Source organism: Pseudomonas sp. CG7 (assembly GCF_023701885.1).
Taxonomy (GTDB): domain Bacteria; phylum Pseudomonadota; class Gammaproteobacteria; order Pseudomonadales; family Pseudomonadaceae; genus Aquipseudomonas; species Aquipseudomonas zanjanensis.
This window is the reverse complement of sequence record NZ_JABAEE010000013.1, coordinates 25,843-43,554: the sequence shown is the minus strand read 5'-3', so window position 1 is coordinate 43,554 and position 17,712 is coordinate 25,843. Positions and strand designations below refer to the sequence as shown.

Sequence of the window (17,712 nt, the reverse complement as noted above, 5' to 3'; positions counted from 1 at the left end):
GCTACATCGTATGGGTGGGACGGTCGGACTTCAGGGAGCCGGCCAAGTGGGTTTCGATCTGATTGCGGGCCGAATTGTCGCCGTCGCTGAACTGCACGCCCACGCCGGCGGCCCGATTGCCCTGGGCGCCCTTGGGGGTCAGCCAGATCACCTTGCCGGCGACCGGAATTTTCTCCGACTCATCCATCAGGCTCAAGAGCATGAACACCTCGTCGCCCAAGCGATAATTCTTGTTGGTCGGAATGAACAGGCCGCCGTTCTTGATGAAGGGCATGTAGGCGGCATAAAGCACCGACTTGTCCTTGATGGTCAGGGACAAGATGCCGTTGCGAGGACCGGGACTGACAGGTTCGTTCATGCTGATCTCCGCTGCGATTGAGCTGAGTCTAGGCGGTACCTGTCAACTTCGCCCCGGCAAACTCGCCCACTGCACCAACAGCGCCTCGAGCAACAGCACTCGATTGAGGTTCGCCTTGCTCAGCACCTTCTGACGTTGGGCAAGAATCCAGTCCTGGATGTTCAAGATTTTATCCTGGCTGCTTTTCTGCGCCAGGTACTGGATCACCTTGCGCATATCGGCCAGCCCCAGGCCGGCCTCGTCTTCGGTCAACTGGTAACGCAGGATCAGGCTCGACCAGTCGCAGAACCAGTCAAACAGCAGCAGTAGCGGGATGGCGTTCCAGCCCTCGGCCAGTTGCGTGGGGGATTGCTGCTGCTTGAGCAGTTTCTTGACCCCGTCCACCACCAAGGCCCGCTGTTCACGCACGCCCTGGGCCTGAAGGCTGACGGCCGCCAGGGGCGAGCCAGCCGCGAGGGTCAGCAGCTCGACACGCTCTTCGTCGCTGCTGTCAGGCAGGGCCTGGGCCAACCATTGCAAGCTCATCGCCTCGCTCGGCCGCGGGCCGGCCTGTTGCACGCAACGGCGCTTGATGGTCGGCAGCAAGCGACTCGGCTGGTGGCTGACCAGCAGCCACACGGTATCGCCAGAAGGCTCTTCGAGGCTCTTGAGCAAGGCGTTGGCGGCGTTGATGTTCATCGACTCGACCGGCTCGATCAGCACCACTTTGCGCCCGCCCATCTGCGAGGTCTGGACCACGAAGCTGACCAGGTCGCGAACCTGGTCGACTTTGATCGCCTTGTCCGCCTCTTCCGGCTCCAGCACGTAATTGTCGGGATGGCTGCCGGCCTTGAGCAGCAGGCAGGACTTGCATTCGCCGCAGGCGTTGGAGACACCCGGACGCAGGCACAGCAAGCTGGCCATCAACCGCTCGGCCAGTGCCCGCTTGCCGATGCCCACCGGGCCGTGCAGCAGATAGGCATGGGCATGCTGGGCACGACCGGCCAATTGCTGCCAGAGACCGTCTTGCCAGGGATAGGCTTCAGCCACGGACACGCTCCAGCAAACGTGGCAGCAAGCTATCCAGGGACTGCTGGACCTGGGTCAGCGGCTGCGCGGCATCGATCAGCAGGTAACGCGCCGGATCGGCCTTGGCGCGCCCCAGGAAGGCATTGCGCACGGCATTGAAGAAAGCCTGGCCTTCAAGCTCGAAACGATCCAGCCGGCCACGGGCGTTGGCGCGGGCCAGGCCGATTTCGACCGGCAGGTCGAACACCAGGGTCAGGTCTGGGCGCAGCTCACCTTGGACGAAGCTTTCCAACGCGGCGATGCGTTCCACGGACAAGCCCCGGCCGCCGCCCTGGTAGGCATAGGTCGAATCGGTAAAACGATCGCAGAGCACCACGGCGCCACGGGCCAGCGCCGGGCGGATCACCTCGGCCAGATGCTGCGCCCTGGCGGCGAACACCAGCAGCAGCTCAGTGTCAGGGTTCATGACTTCTTCGAGGGGCGCCAGCAGCACCTCGCGAATTCGCTCGGCCAGTGGCGTACCGCCCGGTTCACGGGTCAACACCACCTCGATGCCGGCGGCCCGCAGGCGTTCGGCCAGGTATTCGCGGTTGGTGCTCTTGCCGGCGCCTTCCGGGCCTTCCAGCGTTATAAACAAGCCAGTCACGGGGCGATCCTTAATCAAAGTCATTGCGGGCTCGGTGGCTCGCTGGCGTCCGGCTCGGGGGCCGGTACCTGAGGTGGTACATGGGGCACCGCTTCAGGTGCCGTGTCGGGCGATGCCGCCGGGATCGGCGCCTGCTCGTCCGGCGTTACCGGCGCCGGGCTGGAGCGGTAATCGGCACGGCGCTTGAGCTGGAACTCGCGCACCGCGTTGTTGTGCGATTCCAAGTCATCGGAAAACACATGGCTGCCATCGCCACGGGCGACAAAATAAAGACTGTTGCCCGGTGCCGGGTTCAACGCGGCATGAATCGCTTCGCGCCCCACCATCGCAATCGGCGTCGGCGGCAAGCCCGGGATCAGGTAGGTGTTATAGGGGTTTTCTTCTTTCAGATGGGCGCGGGTGAGCTTGCCGGTGTAGCGCTCACCCAAGCCGTAGATCACTGTGGGATCGGTCTGCAGCAGCATGCCCAGGCGCATGCGCCGGACAAAGACGCCGGCAATTTGCCCACGCTCCTGGGGTACGCCGGTTTCCTTCTCCACCAGGGACGCCATGATCAGCGCCTGGTACGGCAGGGTGTAAGGCACATCGGCGGCACGCTGTGCCCATTCCTTGGCGAGCACGTCTTCCAGACGGTCGTAGGCTTTCTTCAGCAAATCGACATCCGATGTGCCGCGCACGAAGCGGTAGGTGTCCGGGAAGAACCGGCCTTCGGGAAATACCCCCGAATGACCCAGACGGTCCATGACCTCGCTGTCGCTCAGGTTGGCAAGGGTCTGCTGGAGTTTTTCATCCTTGGCCAGTGCGGCGCGCACCTGGCGAAAATTCCAGCCCTCCACCAGCGTCACGCTGTACTGCACCACTTCACCGCGTTTCCAGACACCGATCAGCCCCTCCATGGTCATGCCTGGCACCATCCGGTATTCACCGGAGTGCAATGGCTGGCCGGCAAGATTGAAGCGCCAATAGACACGCAGCCAGAAGGCGTCCTTGATCAGGCCATCGGCCTCGAGGCGCTTGAGGGTTCCGGTCGGGGTGGTTCCGTTGGGCACGTCCAGCAACTCTTCCTGGGTAATGTTCAGCGGCTGTTGCAGCGCCGAATGAATTTTCCAGGCCGAAGCGCCCAACACCAGCCCTGCCAGGACCAGGCCGGTCTCCAGCAGCAGCAAGAATTTACGTCTCACGAATCAAGCATCCAATAGCGCACGGGCAAGGGTCTGCAGTTTACGGGTGAGCGGGCCAACCGACCAGCACGCCGAACCGCATCCGCGTACCGGCCACACGCCATATACGCTGTTGCAGACGAAGACTTCATCGGCCTGGTGCAGTTGTTCGAGGCCGATGTCGGTGATTTGCGTGGCGATGCCCTGGGACTTTGCTTGAAACAATAATTCCGCGCGCATCACGCCGGCCACACCGCAACGGCTCAGGTCCGCCGTGAACAAAACGCCATCGCGCACCAGGAACAGGGTGCTGAATACGCCTTCGATTACCCGCCCGGACGCGTCCAACATCAAGCCTTCGGCGTACTGCGCATCGCGCCATTCGGCACGGGCCAGTACTTGTTCCAGGCGGTTGAGGTGCTTGAGGCCGGCGAGCAAGGGCTGCTCGGACAAACGCACGGCGCAGGGAAACAGGTGGACGCCTTGTTCGGCATGGGCGGTGGGATAAGTGGCCGGCGGGTTCCCTTGCAGGATGCGCCTGGCCGGCACCGAAGGATCAGCGGCATAACCGCGCAGGCTGTCGCCACGGGTCACGATCAGTTTCAGCACGCCATCACCCAGGCAACCGGCGTAGGTGCTCAACTCTGTACTCAATGCGCCCATGTCGACGTTGAGCGCCAGCCGCTGGCAACCCGCTTCCAGGCGCTGCAGGTGGCGTTCCAACAGCACCGGGGTGCCATCGTGCACGGCGATGGTTTCGAATAACCCATCGCCGTAAGCCAGGCCGCGATCTTTCAGCGACAGGACGTCGGCCGGCTGACCGTCGACCCAGCTTTCCATCACCCGGCGAACCGGCGGAACACCAGCGAACCGTTGGTCCCGCCAAAGCCGAAGGAGTTGGACAGCACCACATCGATATCCATGCTGCGGGCCGTGTGCGGCACGAAGTCCAGGTCGCAACCTTCGTCCGGCTCATCGAGGTTGATGGTCGGCGGCGCGGTCTGGCTGTTGATCGCCAATACGCTGAAGATCGCTTCCACCGCCCCTGCCGCACCCAGCAGGTGACCGGTCATGGACTTGGTCGAACTGACCGCCAGCTTGTAGGCGTGCTCGCCGAACACGGTCTTGATCGCCTGGGCTTCGGCCAGGTCGCCGGCCGGGGTCGACGTGCCGTGGGCGTTGATGTACTGCACCTGCTCGCCGTTGAGCTTCGCGTCACGCAAAGCGTTGGCGATGCAACGGGCCGCACCGGCGCCATCGGCCGGTGGCGAGGTCATGTGGTACGCATCGCCACTGGTGCCAAAGCCGATCAGCTCGGCATAGATGGTCGCGCCGCGCGCCTTGGCGTGCTCCAGTTCCTCGAGCACCAACGCACCGGCACCGTCGGACAACACGAAGCCATCACGGCCCTTGTCCCACGGCCGGCTCGCACGGGCGGGCTCGTCGTTGCGGGTCGACAGTGCACGGGACGCGCCGAAACCGCCCATGCCGAGGCCGCAAGCGGCCATCTCGGCGCCACCGGCAATCATCACGTCGGCTTCGTCGTACATGATGTTGCGCGCGGCCATGCCGATGCAGTGGGTACCGGTGGTGCACGCCGTGGCGATGGCGTAGTTGGGTCCCTGGGCACCCAGGTGGATGGACAGGAAACCGGAAATCATGTTGATGATCGAGCCCGGCACGAAGAACGGAGAAATCCGTCGCGGCCCCGATTCGTGCAGCGTGCGGCTGGTTTCTTCGATATTGGTCAAGCCGCCAATACCCGAGCCCATGGCCACGCCGATGCGTTCACGGTTGGCGTCGGTGACTTCCAGGCCGGCGTTACGCACCGCCTGAAAACCGGCTGCCAGGCCGTATTGAATAAACAGGTCAAGCTTGCGGGCTTCCTTGACCGACAGGTATTCCTCGACATTGAAGCCCTTTACCGAGCCGCCAAAACGGGTGGAATAGGCAGAAAGGTCGGTGTGTTCGATCAGACCAATGCCACTGCGGCCGGCCAGAATGCCCTGCCAACTGCTCGGCACATCCGTGCCCAGTGGCGACAACATACCCATACCGGTGACTACGACGCGTCTACGCGACACAGCACTCTCCTTTTTCTAATGACGACTTTGCATCAGGCCTAAAGAAAAAACCGCACGCCGTGACGGCAGTGCGGTTTTTCCATGACAGCTAGCGACGACTAAATACGATTACGCCTGGTGGCTGGTAACGTAGTCGATAGCAGCTTGTACAGTAGTGATCTTCTCAGCTTCTTCGTCAGGAATCTCGGTCTCGAATTCCTCTTCCAGAGCCATCACCAGCTCAACGGTGTCAAGGGAGTCGGCACCCAGGTCTTCTACGAAGGAAGCGGTGTTCACAACTTCTTCTTCTTTAACGCCCAGTTGCTCGGCAACGATTTTCTTGACGCGCTCTTCGATGGTGCTCATACCTTGTTTTCACTCCTAATGGACAAATTCAGGCAGCTGGCCGGTGGGTAAGTGTATAGAAGAACTTTTCGGTTTTTCAACCGAAAGCTTCACTCCTCAAACCCAGCGGCCCGCCGTCTATAAATTGATTGCAGCTTTATAACGGATTTTAGACAGCTCGTATGACATTTTTTTGAAGCAATCCGTCACATTTAACTCATGTACATCCCGCCGTTCACCGGGATTGTAGCCCCGGTCACGTATGCCGCACCGTCCGAAGCAAGAAAAGCGACCACGGACGCGATTTCTTGAGCTTGCCCCAGACGACCCAGCGGAATCTGCGTCAACAAGGCTTCACGCTGTGCTTCCGGCAGTTCACGGGTCATGTCGGTGTCGATGAAACCCGGTGCAACCGAGTTTACCGTAATCGAGCGCGAACCCACTTCACGCGCCAGCGCACGGCTGAAACCTTCCAGACCGGCCTTCGCCGCAGCATAGTTTACTTGGCCTGCGTTGCCCATGGCACCCACAACCGAGCCGATACTGATAATTCGACCCCAGCGCGCCTTGGTCATGCCACGCAGAACGCCCTTGGACAGCCGGTACAGACTGTTCAGGTTGGTGTCGACCACGTCGAACCATTCGTCATCTTTCATGCGCATCATCAGGTTATCGCGGGTGATACCGGCATTATTGACCAGGATCGCCGGCGCACCGAACTGCGCCTGAATGCTCGCCAGCACCGCCGCAACGGATTCGTCGCTGGTGACATTCAGCTCAAGGCCGGTGCCTTGGATGTCGTTTTCCTTCAGGGTCGCGGCGATGCGCTCGGCGCCCGAAGCGGAAGTCGCGGTGCCGATGACGATGGCGCCTTGACGACCCAGTTCCAGGGCGATGGCCTGGCCGATGCCACGGCTTGCACCGGTCACCAGTGCAACTTTACCTTGCAGACTCATGCAAGCTTCTCCTGTTCAGGCCTGCGCTGCACGGGTGGCAGCGAAGGCATCTGGGGTATTGAGATTGGAAGTCGACACGCCTTCGGCGCAGCGTTTGTTCAGGCCTGCCAGCACTTTGCCAGGACCGCATTCGACCAGTTCGGTCGCGCCCTTGGCTGCCAGGGCCTGTACCGATTCGACCCAGCGAACCGGCTTGTAGAGTTGTTCCAGCAGATAACGCTTGAGGGTCTCGAGATCTGGCGCCACGTTGGCGCTGACATTCTGCACCACGGGAATCTGCGGAGCCTGCCAGTCGATGGCAGCGATGGATTCGGCCAAGCGCTCGGCGGCCGGACGCATCAGTTCACAGTGCGACGGCACGCTGACCGGCAGCGGCATGGCACGCTTGGCACCACGAGCCTTGCAGCCTTCGATGGCACGCTCGACGGCCGCCTTGGCACCGGCGATGACTACCTGGCCCGGGGAGTTGAAGTTCACCGCGCTGACCACATCGCCTTGCGCCGCTTCGGCACAGGCAGCGAGCACATCAGCGTCTTCCAGACCCAGGATCGCGGCCATGCCGCCCTGCCCGGCCGGAACGGCCTCCTGCATCAACTGGCCACGACGCTCCACCAGTTTCACCGCGGCGCCCAGGCTCAGGCTGCCCGCGGCCACCAGGGCGCTGTATTCGCCCAGGCTGTGACCGGCGACGAACGCCGGGCGCGCGCCGCCTTCAGCCAGCCACAAGCGCCACAAGGCGATCGAGGCGGTGAGGATGGCTGGCTGGGTTTTATCGGTTTGATTGAGCTGCTCTTCCGGCCCTTGCTGGGTCAATGCCCACAGGTCATAGCCGAGCGCATCGGAAGCTTCTTTGAATGTTTCGAGGACCAGCGGGTATTGCGCGCCCAGCTCGGCCAGCATGCCGAGGGACTGCGAGCCCTGCCCTGGAAAGACGAATGCGAGGGAAGCAGACATGAAAACAAAGCCCCTAATGATCTTGTCGTCAAAAATTGACGCCCCTTGGGGGCGCTAGCAAACTGCACATTGGATGGCGGGTTGAACCGGCCGGTCACATTTAAGCATTGTCGGACGAAAACGCCTAAGTTAACAAATCCTCGAGGCGACCGTGCAAGCGCTCCGGCAGGTTCTCCTGGATCTCGCTCACCGCTCGGTTGATCGCACTTTGGAAACCCTGCACGCCCGCCGATCCGTGACTCTTGATCACGATACCTTGCAGCCCGAGGAAACTCGCTCCGTTGTGCCGCGCCGGCGCCAGGTCCGCCTGCAGCCGGCGCATCAACGGCAGCGCCAAGGCGCCGACCACCCGGGAGGCGAGGCTTTGCCTGAACAAGGTTTCGATGCGCTGGCCGATCATGGTGGCCAGCCCCTCGCTGGATTTGAGCAGGATATTGCCCACGAAGCCGTCACAGACCACCACATCGGCCTCGCCACGGTACAAGCCATCGCCCTCGACGAAACCGATGTAGTTGATACCCCGCGCAGCCTGCAACAATGTGGCCGCCAGTTTTACCTGCTGATTGCCCTTGATGTCTTCGGTGCCGATATTCAACAGCGCCACGCGAGGACGCACGATGCCCAGGGTTTCAGCCGCGACCGAGCCCATCACCGCAAATTGCAGCAAATGCTCGGCACTGCAGTCGACGTTCGCCCCCAGGTCGAGCAACTGACAGAACCCACGCTGGGTCGGGATCGCCGCCACCATCGCGGGCCGGTCGATACCCGGCAAGGTCTTGAGGACGTAGCGCGACAGTGCCATCAGCGCACCGGTATTGCCGGCGCTGACACAGGCCTGGACCTTGCCATCGCGCAGCAGCTCAAGGGCCACCCGCATCGAGGCGTCAGGCTTGCCGCGCAGGGCCTGGGCTGGCTTTTCGTCCATGGCGATGATTTCAGACGCCGGGACAATCGTCAGGCGCGCGCGATCCACAGCCGATTGGCCGCTGAGCATGTCTTCCAGGAGAGGGGATTGACCGACGAGGGTCAGGTGCAGCGAGGGAGTAGCATTCAGGCAAGCAAGGCTGGCCTGAACAATGCTGCGGGGACCGAAGTCCCCGCCCATTGCGTCAATCGCGATGACTTGAGCGGACAAGTGATTACTCGTCGGCGCCCTTGTCGATCACTTTACGGCCACGGTATACGCCTTCTGGCGATACGTGGTGACGCAGGTGAACTTCACCGGTGGTCTTTTCTACGGACAGGGTGCTAGCCTCGAGAGCGTCGTGCGAACGGCGCATGTCACGGGCAGAGCGGGATTTTTTGTTCTGCTGAACAGCCATAATTGATTAACTCCTAAACGTTTGGGTCACGCTTTAACTGCGCCAATACACTGAACGGGTTGGACCGCGTTACCTCGTCCTCGCTCGGTTCGGGCTCATCTGCTCCCGCCGGCTGCTGGCATTCTTCCGGATGATGAGCAGGCACAATGGGCAAGGCGAGCAGAAGCTCCTCCTCGATCAGTGACTGCAGATCCAATGGATCTTCGCCCAGTTCCAGCACGTCATAACCTTTCGGCAACGACTGGGTATTCGCACCCTCCTTCACCACGGCGTAACTGCATTCGCTGTGGATCGGCAGGGTGACCAGCTCAAGACAACGCTGGCAAACCATTTTGACTTCGGTGTCGATAAAGCTGTGGATAACCACAGATTTACGTTCATCTCGTTCAAAAACGAATTTGGCCTGGACCGTACCGACATCGTCGGAAAGCGGGTCGCAGAGTCTCTTCAAATCGGCCAGCAGCAGTTCACCTTGAAGGGTGGTGCCACGGTCAGCCAATTTGCGCGGGTCAACGTGAGGTGGAATCGGGTCATTCAACATAGGCGCAGCATTATAGGGATGCCCCCAGCCATGTCAAAGGAAATTCAGCCCTGTCCGTCACTTGCGTGCCTCGCTAGAATTCACCCCTGCCTCCTGGAGACGTCCATGCTGCCTTTATTACTTGCCTCGAGCTCGGTCTATCGCCGGGAATTGCTTGCCCGCCTGGGACTGCCGTTCGTCTGCAGCTCACCCGATATCGACGAAAGCCATCGCCCCGGCGAGCCCGCCGTCGAGCTGGTCAAGCGCCTGGCCCGGGAAAAAGCCCTGGCGCTGGCCGACAGCCATCCGGCACACCTGATCATCGGTTCAGACCAGGTCGCCGTGCTCGGCGAGCGCATCCTGGGCAAACCCCACACCTTCGACAATGCTCGCGAGCAACTGCTGGCCGCCAGCGGCACCAGGGTCACGTTCCTGACCGGCCTCGCACTGCTCAACAGCCAGACCGGCGCCTGCCAGGTCGATTGCGTTCCGTTTACCGTCAACATGCGCACCCTGGATCCTGGGCGCGTCGAACGCTACCTGCGCACTGAACAACCCTACGACTGCGCCGGCAGCTTCAAGGCCGAGGGGCTTGGCGTAAGCCTGTTCCAGAGCACCGAAGGGCCAGACGCCACCAGCCTGATCGGGCTGCCGTTGATTCGTCTTGTGGATATGTTGCTGGCCGAGGGCGTGCAGGTTCCCTAGCGCTAAAATCCGTGGCGAGGGAGCTTGCTCCCGTTCGGTTGCGCAGCGACCGCAAAATCTGGGGCCGCTTCGCAGCCCAACGGGAGCAAGCTCCCTCGCCACAGGGGAACTTGCACCCACTATATCGCGAGACGCCTAGCGCAGCGTAGGCCCCTGGAACCCCATCCACATCGCCAGATGCTGGGCGACACTGGCACCCAGCTTCTTCGAGAAGCGGTCGATCGGTGACTCTTCGACGGTGAAATCCACCAACTCTTTCTCACCAATCACATCCCGAGCCACGGAACTTGCGCTGCCCAGGCCATCGATCAAGCCCAGCGGCAACGCCTGCTCGCCCGACCAGACCAGCCCGGAGAACAACTCTGGATGCTCTTTGTCTTTCAGACGCTCGCCCCGCCCTTTCTTGACGCTGGCGATGAACTGTTTATGGGTGGTGTCGAGCACACCCTGCCAGAACGCCGTTTCCTCAGGTTTTTGCGGCTGGAACGGATCAAGGAAGGATTTGTGCTCGCCCGCGGTATAGACCCGACGCTCCACCCCAAGCTTGCCCAGCGTCTCGACGAAGCCATAACCGGCCGCCGTTACGCCAATGGAACCCACCAGGCTGGCCTTGTCGGCGTAGATCTGGTCCGCCGCACTGGCGATGTAATATGCACCGGAGGCGCCGAGATCGGCAATCACCGCGTAGAGCTTGATGTCCGGGTGCGCCGCACGCAAACGAACGATTTCATCATAGACGTAGCCGGCCTGTACCGGACTGCCGCCCGGGCTATTGATGCGCAGCACCACCCCTTTGACTTTCGAGTCTTCGAACGCAGCTCGCAGGCTACCGATGATGTTGTCCGCGCTGGCCGCTTCCTTGTCGGCGATCATGCCTTCGATATCGATGACCGCCGTATAGGCTGCACCGCCTCCCGGACTCGTTTTCCCGTCAACCGCCTGGTAGATCATCGCCAAGCCGAAAAACAGATAGATAAAGACCAGGCACTTGAAGAAGATCCCCCACCGGCGCGCACGACGCTGCTCTTCCACCCCGGCCAGCAGGGTCTTTTCCAACAGCTTCCAGCTTTTTTCGTCACCGTTGTCAGCGCTCGCTTTGGCCGGTGCCTTCCATTCATCGGTCATACATGCATCCTCAACAGACTTAATCAGCGCGCCGGCTCAGCCAGGCGTGCAATTCAGGAAAATGGTCGATCGCCAGTCGCGGCTCGAACGCCTTGAGCGCCTCGATGGACTGCGCACCATAGCTGACAGCCACCGAACCCATGCCGGCGTTACGCGCCATCTGCAGGTCGAACGAGGAATCCCCCACCATCAACGCCTGCGCAGGCTCCACCCCACAATGGGCCAGTATCTGCTCGAGCATCAACGGATGCGGTTTGCTGGCCGTCTCATCGGCGGCACGAGTGATATCGAAATAATCATCCCAACCATGGGCCTTCAATACCCGATCCAGCCCCCGACGAGCCTTGCCGGTCGCGACCGCCAAGCGATAACCCTCGCCTTTCAAGGTTTCAAGGGTATGAACCACGCCCTCGAACAACGGCGAAGGCTCAGCCTCCAGCGCAATGTAGTGATCGGCATAGTGCTGGCGAAAAACCACCAGCGCATCGTCATCGATATCCGGATACAAGCTGCGAATCGCTTCCGGCAATCCCAGGCCGATGATGCCCTTCACTGCAAAATCGTCGCACCGGGCCAAACCGGAACGATCCGATGCGACATGCATCGCTTCGACAATCCGACCAACAGAGTTCGCCAGAGTGCCGTCCCAATCGAAGATCAGCAATTTGTAGTCAGGATGCACTCAACCGCTCCACGGTCTTGGCCCACATGTCATCCACCGGGGCCTGCAACTTCAGCTCGCCACCATCGGGCAGCGGCACGGTGAGCATATAGGCATGGAGAAACAGGCGCTTGCCGCCCAGGTCGCGGATTTCCTTGGTGAAATCGTCGTCGCCATATTTGCTGTCACCGGCAATGCAGTGGCCGGCGTGCAGGGTATGGACGCGGATCTGGTGCGTACGCCCAGTCACCGGCTTGGCCTCGACCAAGGTGGCGAAGTCGTCGAAACGGCGCAATACCTTGAACACCGTCAGCGCCTCCTTGCCCTCCTCGTTGACTTCCACCATGCGCTCGCCGGAACGCAGGTTGCTCTTGAGCAGCGGCGCACGGACCTGCTTGATGGAGGTCTCCCAGCGCCCACGCACCAGCGCCATGTAGCGCTTGTCGACACCATCGCCGCGCAACTGCTCGTGCAGGTGGCGCAACATGCTGCGTTTCTTGGCAATCATCAGCAGGCCGGAGGTGTCGCGGTCGAGGCGATGGACCAGTTCCAGTTCCTTGGCGTCCGGACGCAACTGACGAAAGGCTTCGATCACGCCGAAATTCAGGCCGCTGCCGCCGTGGACCGCAATGCCCGCGGGCTTGTTGATTACGATCAGGGCCTTGTCTTCATAGACGATCGAGGCTTCAAGGCGTTGCAACAATCCCTGGGCCAGGGGCACCGGCTCATCGCGTGCGGGCACGCGAACCGGGGGCACGCGCACGATGTCGCCGGCCTGGAGCTTGTATTCAGGCTTGATCCGACCTTTGTTCACTCGCACTTCGCCTTTGCGCAAAATGCGGTAGATCAAGGTCTTGGGCACGCCTTTGAGCCGGGCCAGCAGGAAATTATCGATTCGTTGGCCGGCATATTCCGGCGAGACCTCGAGCAGTTGAACGCCAGGGGTCGAAGGGGCAGTAGTTGTCATGGCGGCGATCATAACAATTTTTTATGGAATTGAAGCACTTAATCATTGCTGCTATAGTCGCGAACGCCGCCAAAAGTGGCTGGACAGTGGACCAGCGGTCAAAAACCGGCCCTGACCAACGCAATTCACGAGGACGAGAGGCCGTCCTACGGGGCTTTCGCTACGTAACGGTAGAGTTTTCAGGTGTAACGAGCGCAGGTGACATGAGGCCTGAGATACGCCGCAAAGCAGAGTTTTGACTCGCTTTGCGCGCCACATTCACGGCCAGTTCACAAAGTGCAGTCAGCTGCGAACGACCCCGAGCGAGAGCTTCGGAAACAACGCCTAAATTAGCCATGATGCGTGACCTCCCCTTCCGGAGCTCACGGTAAATGCCAACCCGCTGCGGATTCTGCGCGCGGCAGCACCCGAATTATCAGGGATACGTGTAGGGTGGAGACGTACAACCGTCGGACTGTGTAGCACTAGGCTTATATTTAGACGCTTCATCTCGTCCACAGACGCCGGTTGATTCCTCCTCCTGACTGAGTGCTTGAGTACCAGCAAGCAGGACGCGTCCGTCGCGACTTCGCCATCATTGGGCCGAACTCGCTGGACACTGGAATGGCCTTGCCACCTCCAGGACGCACCTGACACCGACCGTGAGAAGTCGTGTGTGCCGAACGCCGTTTCCGGCAGCCCGGAAACCGACGGTACTACATGAAAAGAATGCTGATTAACGCAACTCAACCCGAAGAGTTGCGTGTTGCACTGGTAGACGGCCAGCGCCTCTACGACCTGGATATCGAATCCGGTGCACGCGAGCAGAAGAAGGCCAACATCTATAAAGGCCGGATTACTCGCATCGAACCAAGCCTTGAGGCTGCCTTTGTCGATTTCGGCTCCGAGCGCCACGGCTTCCTGCCCCTCAAAGAAATCTCCCGCGAATACTTCAAGAAGGCCCCTGAAGGCCGCGTCAACATCAAGGACGTCCTGAGCGAAGGCCAGGAAGTCATCGTCCAGGTCGAAAAAGAAGAACGTGGCAACAAGGGCGCCGCCCTGACCACCTTCATCAGCCTGGCCGGCCGTTACCTGGTCCTGATGCCGAACAACCCGCGTGCCGGCGGCATCTCCCGTCGCATCGAAGGCGAAGAGCGCAACGAACTGCGTGAAGCCCTCAATGGCTTGGTCGCACCGGCCGACATGGGCCTGATCGTGCGCACTGCAGGCCTGGGTCGCAGCAGCGAAGAAATGCAGTGGGACCTCGATTACCTGCTGCAACTGTGGACCGCCATCAAAGAAGCCTCGCTGGATCGCTCCGCGCCGTTCCTGATCTACCAGGAAAGCAACGTGATCATCCGTGCCATCCGCGATTACCTGCGCCAGGACATCGGCGAAGTGCTGATCGACAGCGTCGAAGCCCAGGACGAAGCCCTGACCTTCATTCGCCAGGTGATGCCGCAGTACGCCAGCAAGATCAAGCTCTACGAAGACAGCGTTCCGCTGTTCAACCGTTTCCAGATCGAAAGCCAGATCGAGACCGCCTTCCAGCGCGTCGTCGAACTGCCGTCCGGCGGCTCCAGCGTCATCGCCCCGACCGAAGCCCTGGTGTCCATCGACATCAACTCGGCGCGCGCCACCAAAGGCAGCGACATCGAAGAAACCGCCCTGCAGACCAATCTAGAAGCGGCCGAGGAAATCGCCCGGCAGTTGCGCCTGCGCGACATTGGCGGCCTGATTGTCATCGACTTCATCGACATGACCCCGGCCAAGAACCAGCGCGCCGTGGAAGAAAAGGTCCGTGAATGCCTGGAAGCCGACCGCGCCCGCGTACAGGTCGGTCGTATCTCGCGCTTCGGCCTGCTGGAAATGTCCCGTCAGCGCCTGCGTCCATCCTTGGGCGAAAGCAGCGGCATCGTTTGCCCGCGTTGCAACGGCACCGGCATCATCCGCGACGTCGAGTCGCTGTCCCTGGCGATCCTGCGCCTGATCGAAGAAGAAGCCCTGAAAGACCGCACCGCCGAAGTTCGCGCCCAAGTGCCGATCCCGGTGGCCGCGTTCCTGCTCAACGAAAAACGCAACTCGATCACCAAGATCGAACTGCGCACCCGCGCCCGTATCGTCATCCTGCCGAACGATCACCTCGAGACGCCGCACTTCGAAGTGCAGCGCCTGCGCGATGACAGCCCGGAAGCCCACACCAACCAGTCCAGCTATGAAATCGCTGCTGCCGCTGCCGAAGTGGAAGAAGTCCAGCCGGCCGCCGCCACTCGCACCCTGGTTCGCCAGGAAGCCGCGGTCAAGACCGCACCGGCCCGCGCCAACGCTCCGGTTCCGACCGAAGTGGTTGCCCCGGTTGCCGCCCCGGCCGCAGCCCCGGAGCCCAGCCTGTTCAAAGGCCTGGTGAAGTCGCTGGACAGCCTGTTTGCAATCAAGGAAGAGCCTGCTGCCCCGGCCGCCGGCGCCAAGCCTGCCGCTACCGAGCGTCCGGCCCGCAACGAAGAACGCCGCAACGGTCGCCAGCAAACCCGCAACCGCAACGGTCGTCGCGACGAAGAGCGCAAGCCTCGCGAAGAACGTGCACCGCGTGAAGAGCGCGCGCCACGTGCGCCGCGTGAAGAACGCCAACCGCGCGAAGCCCGTGAGGAAGCGCCAGCCGTAGCCCGCGAAGAACGCGCACCGCGTCCGCCGCGTGAAGAACGCCAGCCGCGCGCACCGCGTGAAGATCGCAAGCCACGTGGCGAGCGTGAAGAGCGTGTTCGCGAACTGCGCGAGCCACTGGATGCCGCCCCGGCCGTGGCTGCTGCCACTGCTGAAGAGCGTCCGGCTCGCCCGCCTCGTGAAGAACGCGCGCCGCGTCCGCCACGTGAGGAGCGCCAGCCTCGCGCTGAGCAGGCAGCCGCCGCTGCCAGCGAAGAAGAAGTGCTGAACGCCGAAGAGCAGTTGCAGGAAGCCGGCCAGGACACCGCCGAAGGTGATCGTCCACGCCGCCGCTCCCGTGGCCAGCGTCGTCGCAGCAACCGTCGTGAGCGTCAACGCGACGCCAACGGCAACGTGATCGAAGGTTCGGAAGAGTCCGAGTCCAGCGAAAACGCCGAAGCGCCAAGCGCTGCGGACCTGGCTGCCGGCCTGGCCGTGACGGCGGCCGTTGCCAGCAGCGCGATCAGCGCTCCGGCCGAAGCCCAGGCGCACGAACAAGCCGAACGTGCCACCGCTGCGGTGGAAAGCGCGCCGGTTGAAGCGCCTGCGGTCGAAGCCACCACCCCGGTAGAAGCCACCGCTTCGCCAGAAGTGGAACTCGCACCGACGTCTGAAGCCCAGCCTGAAGCTGAAGCTGAAGTCGCCGCCGAGCCTGCACCGGTCGTCGAGACGCCAGTGGTGGCTGCCGAACCGGTCGTCGAAGCACCGGCCGAGGAAAAGGCACCCGAGCCTGTCCGCGAAGAGCAGACGGCGTTCAACTGGACCGCCGAGCCTGCCGCACCGGCACCGGTTGTCGAGCCTGCGCCGGCACCAGAGCCCGTGAAAGCGGTCGAGCCAGAAGTGGTCGAGCCTGCTCCAGTGGTCGAAGCGCCGGTGGTTGCCGAAGCCCCTGCCCCGCTGGAAGAGCCTGCACCGGCCAGTGCCCTGACCGCGAATGGCCGCGCGCCGAACGATCCACGTGAAGTGCGTCGTCGCAAGCGTGAAGCCGAGCGTCTGCAGAAGGAAGCCGAACAAGCTGCCGCTGCCGCCGCTCAAGCGCCTGCCGCCGAGCCAGCTCCAGTCGTGGAAGAAGTCGCCGAGGCAGCCCCTGCCCCGGTCGCAGAGGCCCCGGTTGAATCGACTCCGACGTTCGACGAACCTCAGCACGTCGCTGAAGAAATCGCACCGCGTCACACTGAAGCCCTGGAAAAAGAGCACGAGCCTAAACCTCACGCCTGATTCCACCGCCCAGTAAAAAGCCCCGCCTGGTAACGCCAGGCGGGGCTTTTTTATGCCTGCAGACTTATCCACAGGGGAACTGGGCCGGACACAAGACTTATATCCGCCGAAGCTCCAATGTGGGAGCGAGCTTGCTCGCGATAGCGTCGTCTCAGCCTGCATCAATGTTGAATGCCAAACCGCTTTCGCGAGCAAGCTCGCTCCCACAATGGACTCGTGGCGAGCACGATACCTGAGAGCAACTCGGAAAAAATGTGGGAGCGAGCCTGCTCGCGAAGGCGCCGGCTCAGCTTGCATCAATGGTAAATGCCAGGCCGCTATCGCGAGCAGGCTCGCTCCCACAGGAGGCCGGGGCCCGGCACAAGGCTTATATCCACTGAGATCCAATGTGGGAGCCGAGCTTGCTCGCGATAGCGTCGGCTCAGCCTGCATCAATGTTGAATGCCAAACCGCTTTCGCGAGCAAGCTCGCTCCCGCAATGTTTATTGTTGATCAATCTGTGCCGTGATGGCTGGGACGCTTTTGTGGCGAGGGAGCTTGCTCCCGCTTGACCGGGCTGGCGCTCCAGTGCGCAGCGCTCATCGCTTTCTGGGGGCCGCTGCGCGACCCAGCGGGAGCAAGCTCCCTCGCCACAGGACCGTGCTGCTCCCAGAAACCTTGTGGGTATCCAACATCACTGCAAATTGACCCTCCACCCTCGCTCGCTCCCACGGGAGGCCGGGGCCCGGCACAAGGCTTATTTCCACTGGAGATCCAATGTGGGAGCCGAGCTTGCTCGCGATAGCGTCGGCTCAGCCAGCATCAATGTTGAATGCCAAACCGCTTTCGCGCCCGAGCAAGCTCGCTCACAATGTTTACTGTTGATCAATCTGTGCCGTGATGGCTGGGAAGCTTTTGTGGCGAGGGAGCTTGCTCCCGCTTGACCGGGCTGGCGCTCCAGTGCGCAGCGCTCATCGCTTTCTGGGGTCCGCTGCGCGACCCAGCGGGAGCAAGCTCCCTCGCCACAGGACCGTGCTGCTCCCAGA

At 61.8% G+C, this 17,712-nt stretch carries 17 protein-coding genes; 2 read left to right on the top strand and 15 right to left on the bottom strand.

From position 1 onward, the window contains the following. Position 1: 1 nt before the first annotated feature. From HGO40_RS07810 to HGO40_RS07755, 12 genes are all read right to left on the bottom strand, one after another. The gene (locus tag HGO40_RS07810) at positions 2-358 is read right to left on the bottom strand and encodes a PilZ domain-containing protein (RefSeq protein WP_186707199.1); all 357 of its coding nucleotides are present in this window, start codon (positions 356-358) and stop codon (positions 2-4) included. A 42-nt stretch (positions 359-400) separates the two neighbouring features. Next, positions 401-1,387 carry a DNA polymerase III subunit delta' gene (locus HGO40_RS07805; protein WP_250962548.1) on the bottom strand — a complete coding sequence of 329 codons (987 nt, stop codon included), beginning with the start codon at positions 1,385-1,387 and terminating at the stop codon, positions 401-403. Continuing rightward, positions 1,380-2,012 carry a dTMP kinase gene (gene tmk, locus HGO40_RS07800; protein WP_250962595.1) on the bottom strand — a complete coding sequence of 211 codons (633 nt, stop codon included), beginning with the start codon at positions 2,010-2,012 and terminating at the stop codon, positions 1,380-1,382. Before tmk ends, HGO40_RS07805 begins: the two co-directional genes overlap by 8 nt. Before the next feature lie 20 nt (positions 2,013-2,032). Beyond that, on the bottom strand, positions 2,033-3,193 hold the full coding sequence (gene mltG / locus HGO40_RS07795) for an endolytic transglycosylase MltG (protein WP_250962547.1): 1,161 nt from the start codon (positions 3,191-3,193) through the stop codon (positions 2,033-2,035). 3 nt (positions 3,194-3,196) lie between these two features. Continuing rightward, positions 3,197-4,012: an aminodeoxychorismate lyase gene (gene pabC, locus HGO40_RS07790; protein WP_250962546.1), complete on the bottom strand. Its 816-nt coding sequence runs from the start codon at positions 4,010-4,012 to the stop codon at positions 3,197-3,199. After that, positions 4,012-5,256: a beta-ketoacyl-ACP synthase II gene (gene fabF, locus HGO40_RS07785; protein ID WP_018613569.1), complete on the bottom strand. Its 1,245-nt coding sequence runs from the start codon at positions 5,254-5,256 to the stop codon at positions 4,012-4,014. The genes pabC and fabF overlap by 1 nt, the downstream gene beginning before the upstream one ends. Before the next feature lie 108 nt (positions 5,257-5,364). Beyond that, positions 5,365-5,601, bottom strand: a complete 237-nt coding sequence (gene acpP, locus HGO40_RS07780; protein WP_003175607.1) for an acyl carrier protein — start codon at positions 5,599-5,601, stop codon at positions 5,365-5,367. 191 nt (positions 5,602-5,792) lie between these two features. Continuing rightward, positions 5,793-6,536, bottom strand: coding sequence for a 3-oxoacyl-ACP reductase FabG (fabG, locus tag HGO40_RS07775; protein ID WP_186707194.1), 744 nt, complete (start codon positions 6,534-6,536; stop codon positions 5,793-5,795). A gap of 15 nt (positions 6,537-6,551) precedes the next feature. Next, positions 6,552-7,490 carry an ACP S-malonyltransferase gene (gene fabD / locus HGO40_RS07770; RefSeq protein ID WP_250962545.1) on the bottom strand — a complete coding sequence of 313 codons (939 nt, stop codon included), beginning with the start codon at positions 7,488-7,490 and terminating at the stop codon, positions 6,552-6,554. 124 nt (positions 7,491-7,614) lie between these two features. Beyond that, on the bottom strand, positions 7,615-8,625 hold the full coding sequence (gene plsX / locus HGO40_RS07765; protein WP_284739030.1) for a phosphate acyltransferase PlsX: 1,011 nt from the start codon (positions 8,623-8,625) through the stop codon (positions 7,615-7,617). A gap of 4 nt (positions 8,626-8,629) precedes the next feature. Then, positions 8,630-8,812 (bottom strand): 50S ribosomal protein L32, encoded by a 183-nt coding sequence (gene rpmF, locus HGO40_RS07760; RefSeq protein ID WP_003179396.1) that lies wholly within the window; start codon positions 8,810-8,812, stop codon positions 8,630-8,632. Between the two features lie 13 nt (positions 8,813-8,825). Next, the gene (locus tag HGO40_RS07755) at positions 8,826-9,353 is read right to left on the bottom strand and encodes a YceD family protein (protein WP_003204262.1); all 528 of its coding nucleotides are present in this window, start codon (positions 9,351-9,353) and stop codon (positions 8,826-8,828) included. A gap of 105 nt (positions 9,354-9,458) precedes the next feature. Between HGO40_RS07755 and HGO40_RS07750 the strand changes: the two genes are divergently transcribed. Beyond that, positions 9,459-10,037, top strand: coding sequence for a Maf family protein (locus tag HGO40_RS07750; protein WP_250962544.1), 579 nt, complete (start codon positions 9,459-9,461; stop codon positions 10,035-10,037). A gap of 135 nt (positions 10,038-10,172) precedes the next feature. Here HGO40_RS07750 and HGO40_RS07745 read toward each other — a convergent pair whose 3' ends face one another. The 3 genes from HGO40_RS07745 to rluC are packed head-to-tail and all read right to left on the bottom strand — an operon-like array spanning position 10,173 to position 12,790. Continuing rightward, positions 10,173-11,162, bottom strand: coding sequence for a S49 family peptidase (locus HGO40_RS07745; RefSeq protein WP_250962543.1), 990 nt, complete (start codon positions 11,160-11,162; stop codon positions 10,173-10,175). A 19-nt stretch (positions 11,163-11,181) separates the two neighbouring features. After that, positions 11,182-11,844: an HAD-IA family hydrolase gene (locus HGO40_RS07740; RefSeq protein WP_186707189.1), complete on the bottom strand. Its 663-nt coding sequence runs from the start codon at positions 11,842-11,844 to the stop codon at positions 11,182-11,184. Next, on the bottom strand, positions 11,834-12,790 hold the full coding sequence (gene rluC, locus HGO40_RS07735) for a 23S rRNA pseudouridine(955/2504/2580) synthase RluC (RefSeq protein WP_250962542.1): 957 nt from the start codon (positions 12,788-12,790) through the stop codon (positions 11,834-11,836). Before rluC ends, HGO40_RS07740 begins: the two co-directional genes overlap by 11 nt. Before the next feature lie 699 nt (positions 12,791-13,489). Here rluC and rne point away from each other — a divergent pair. Next, the gene (gene rne / locus HGO40_RS07730; protein WP_250962541.1) at positions 13,490-16,687 is read left to right on the top strand and encodes a ribonuclease E; all 3,198 of its coding nucleotides are present in this window, start codon (positions 13,490-13,492) and stop codon (positions 16,685-16,687) included. Positions 16,688-17,712: the final 1,025 nt, after the last annotated feature.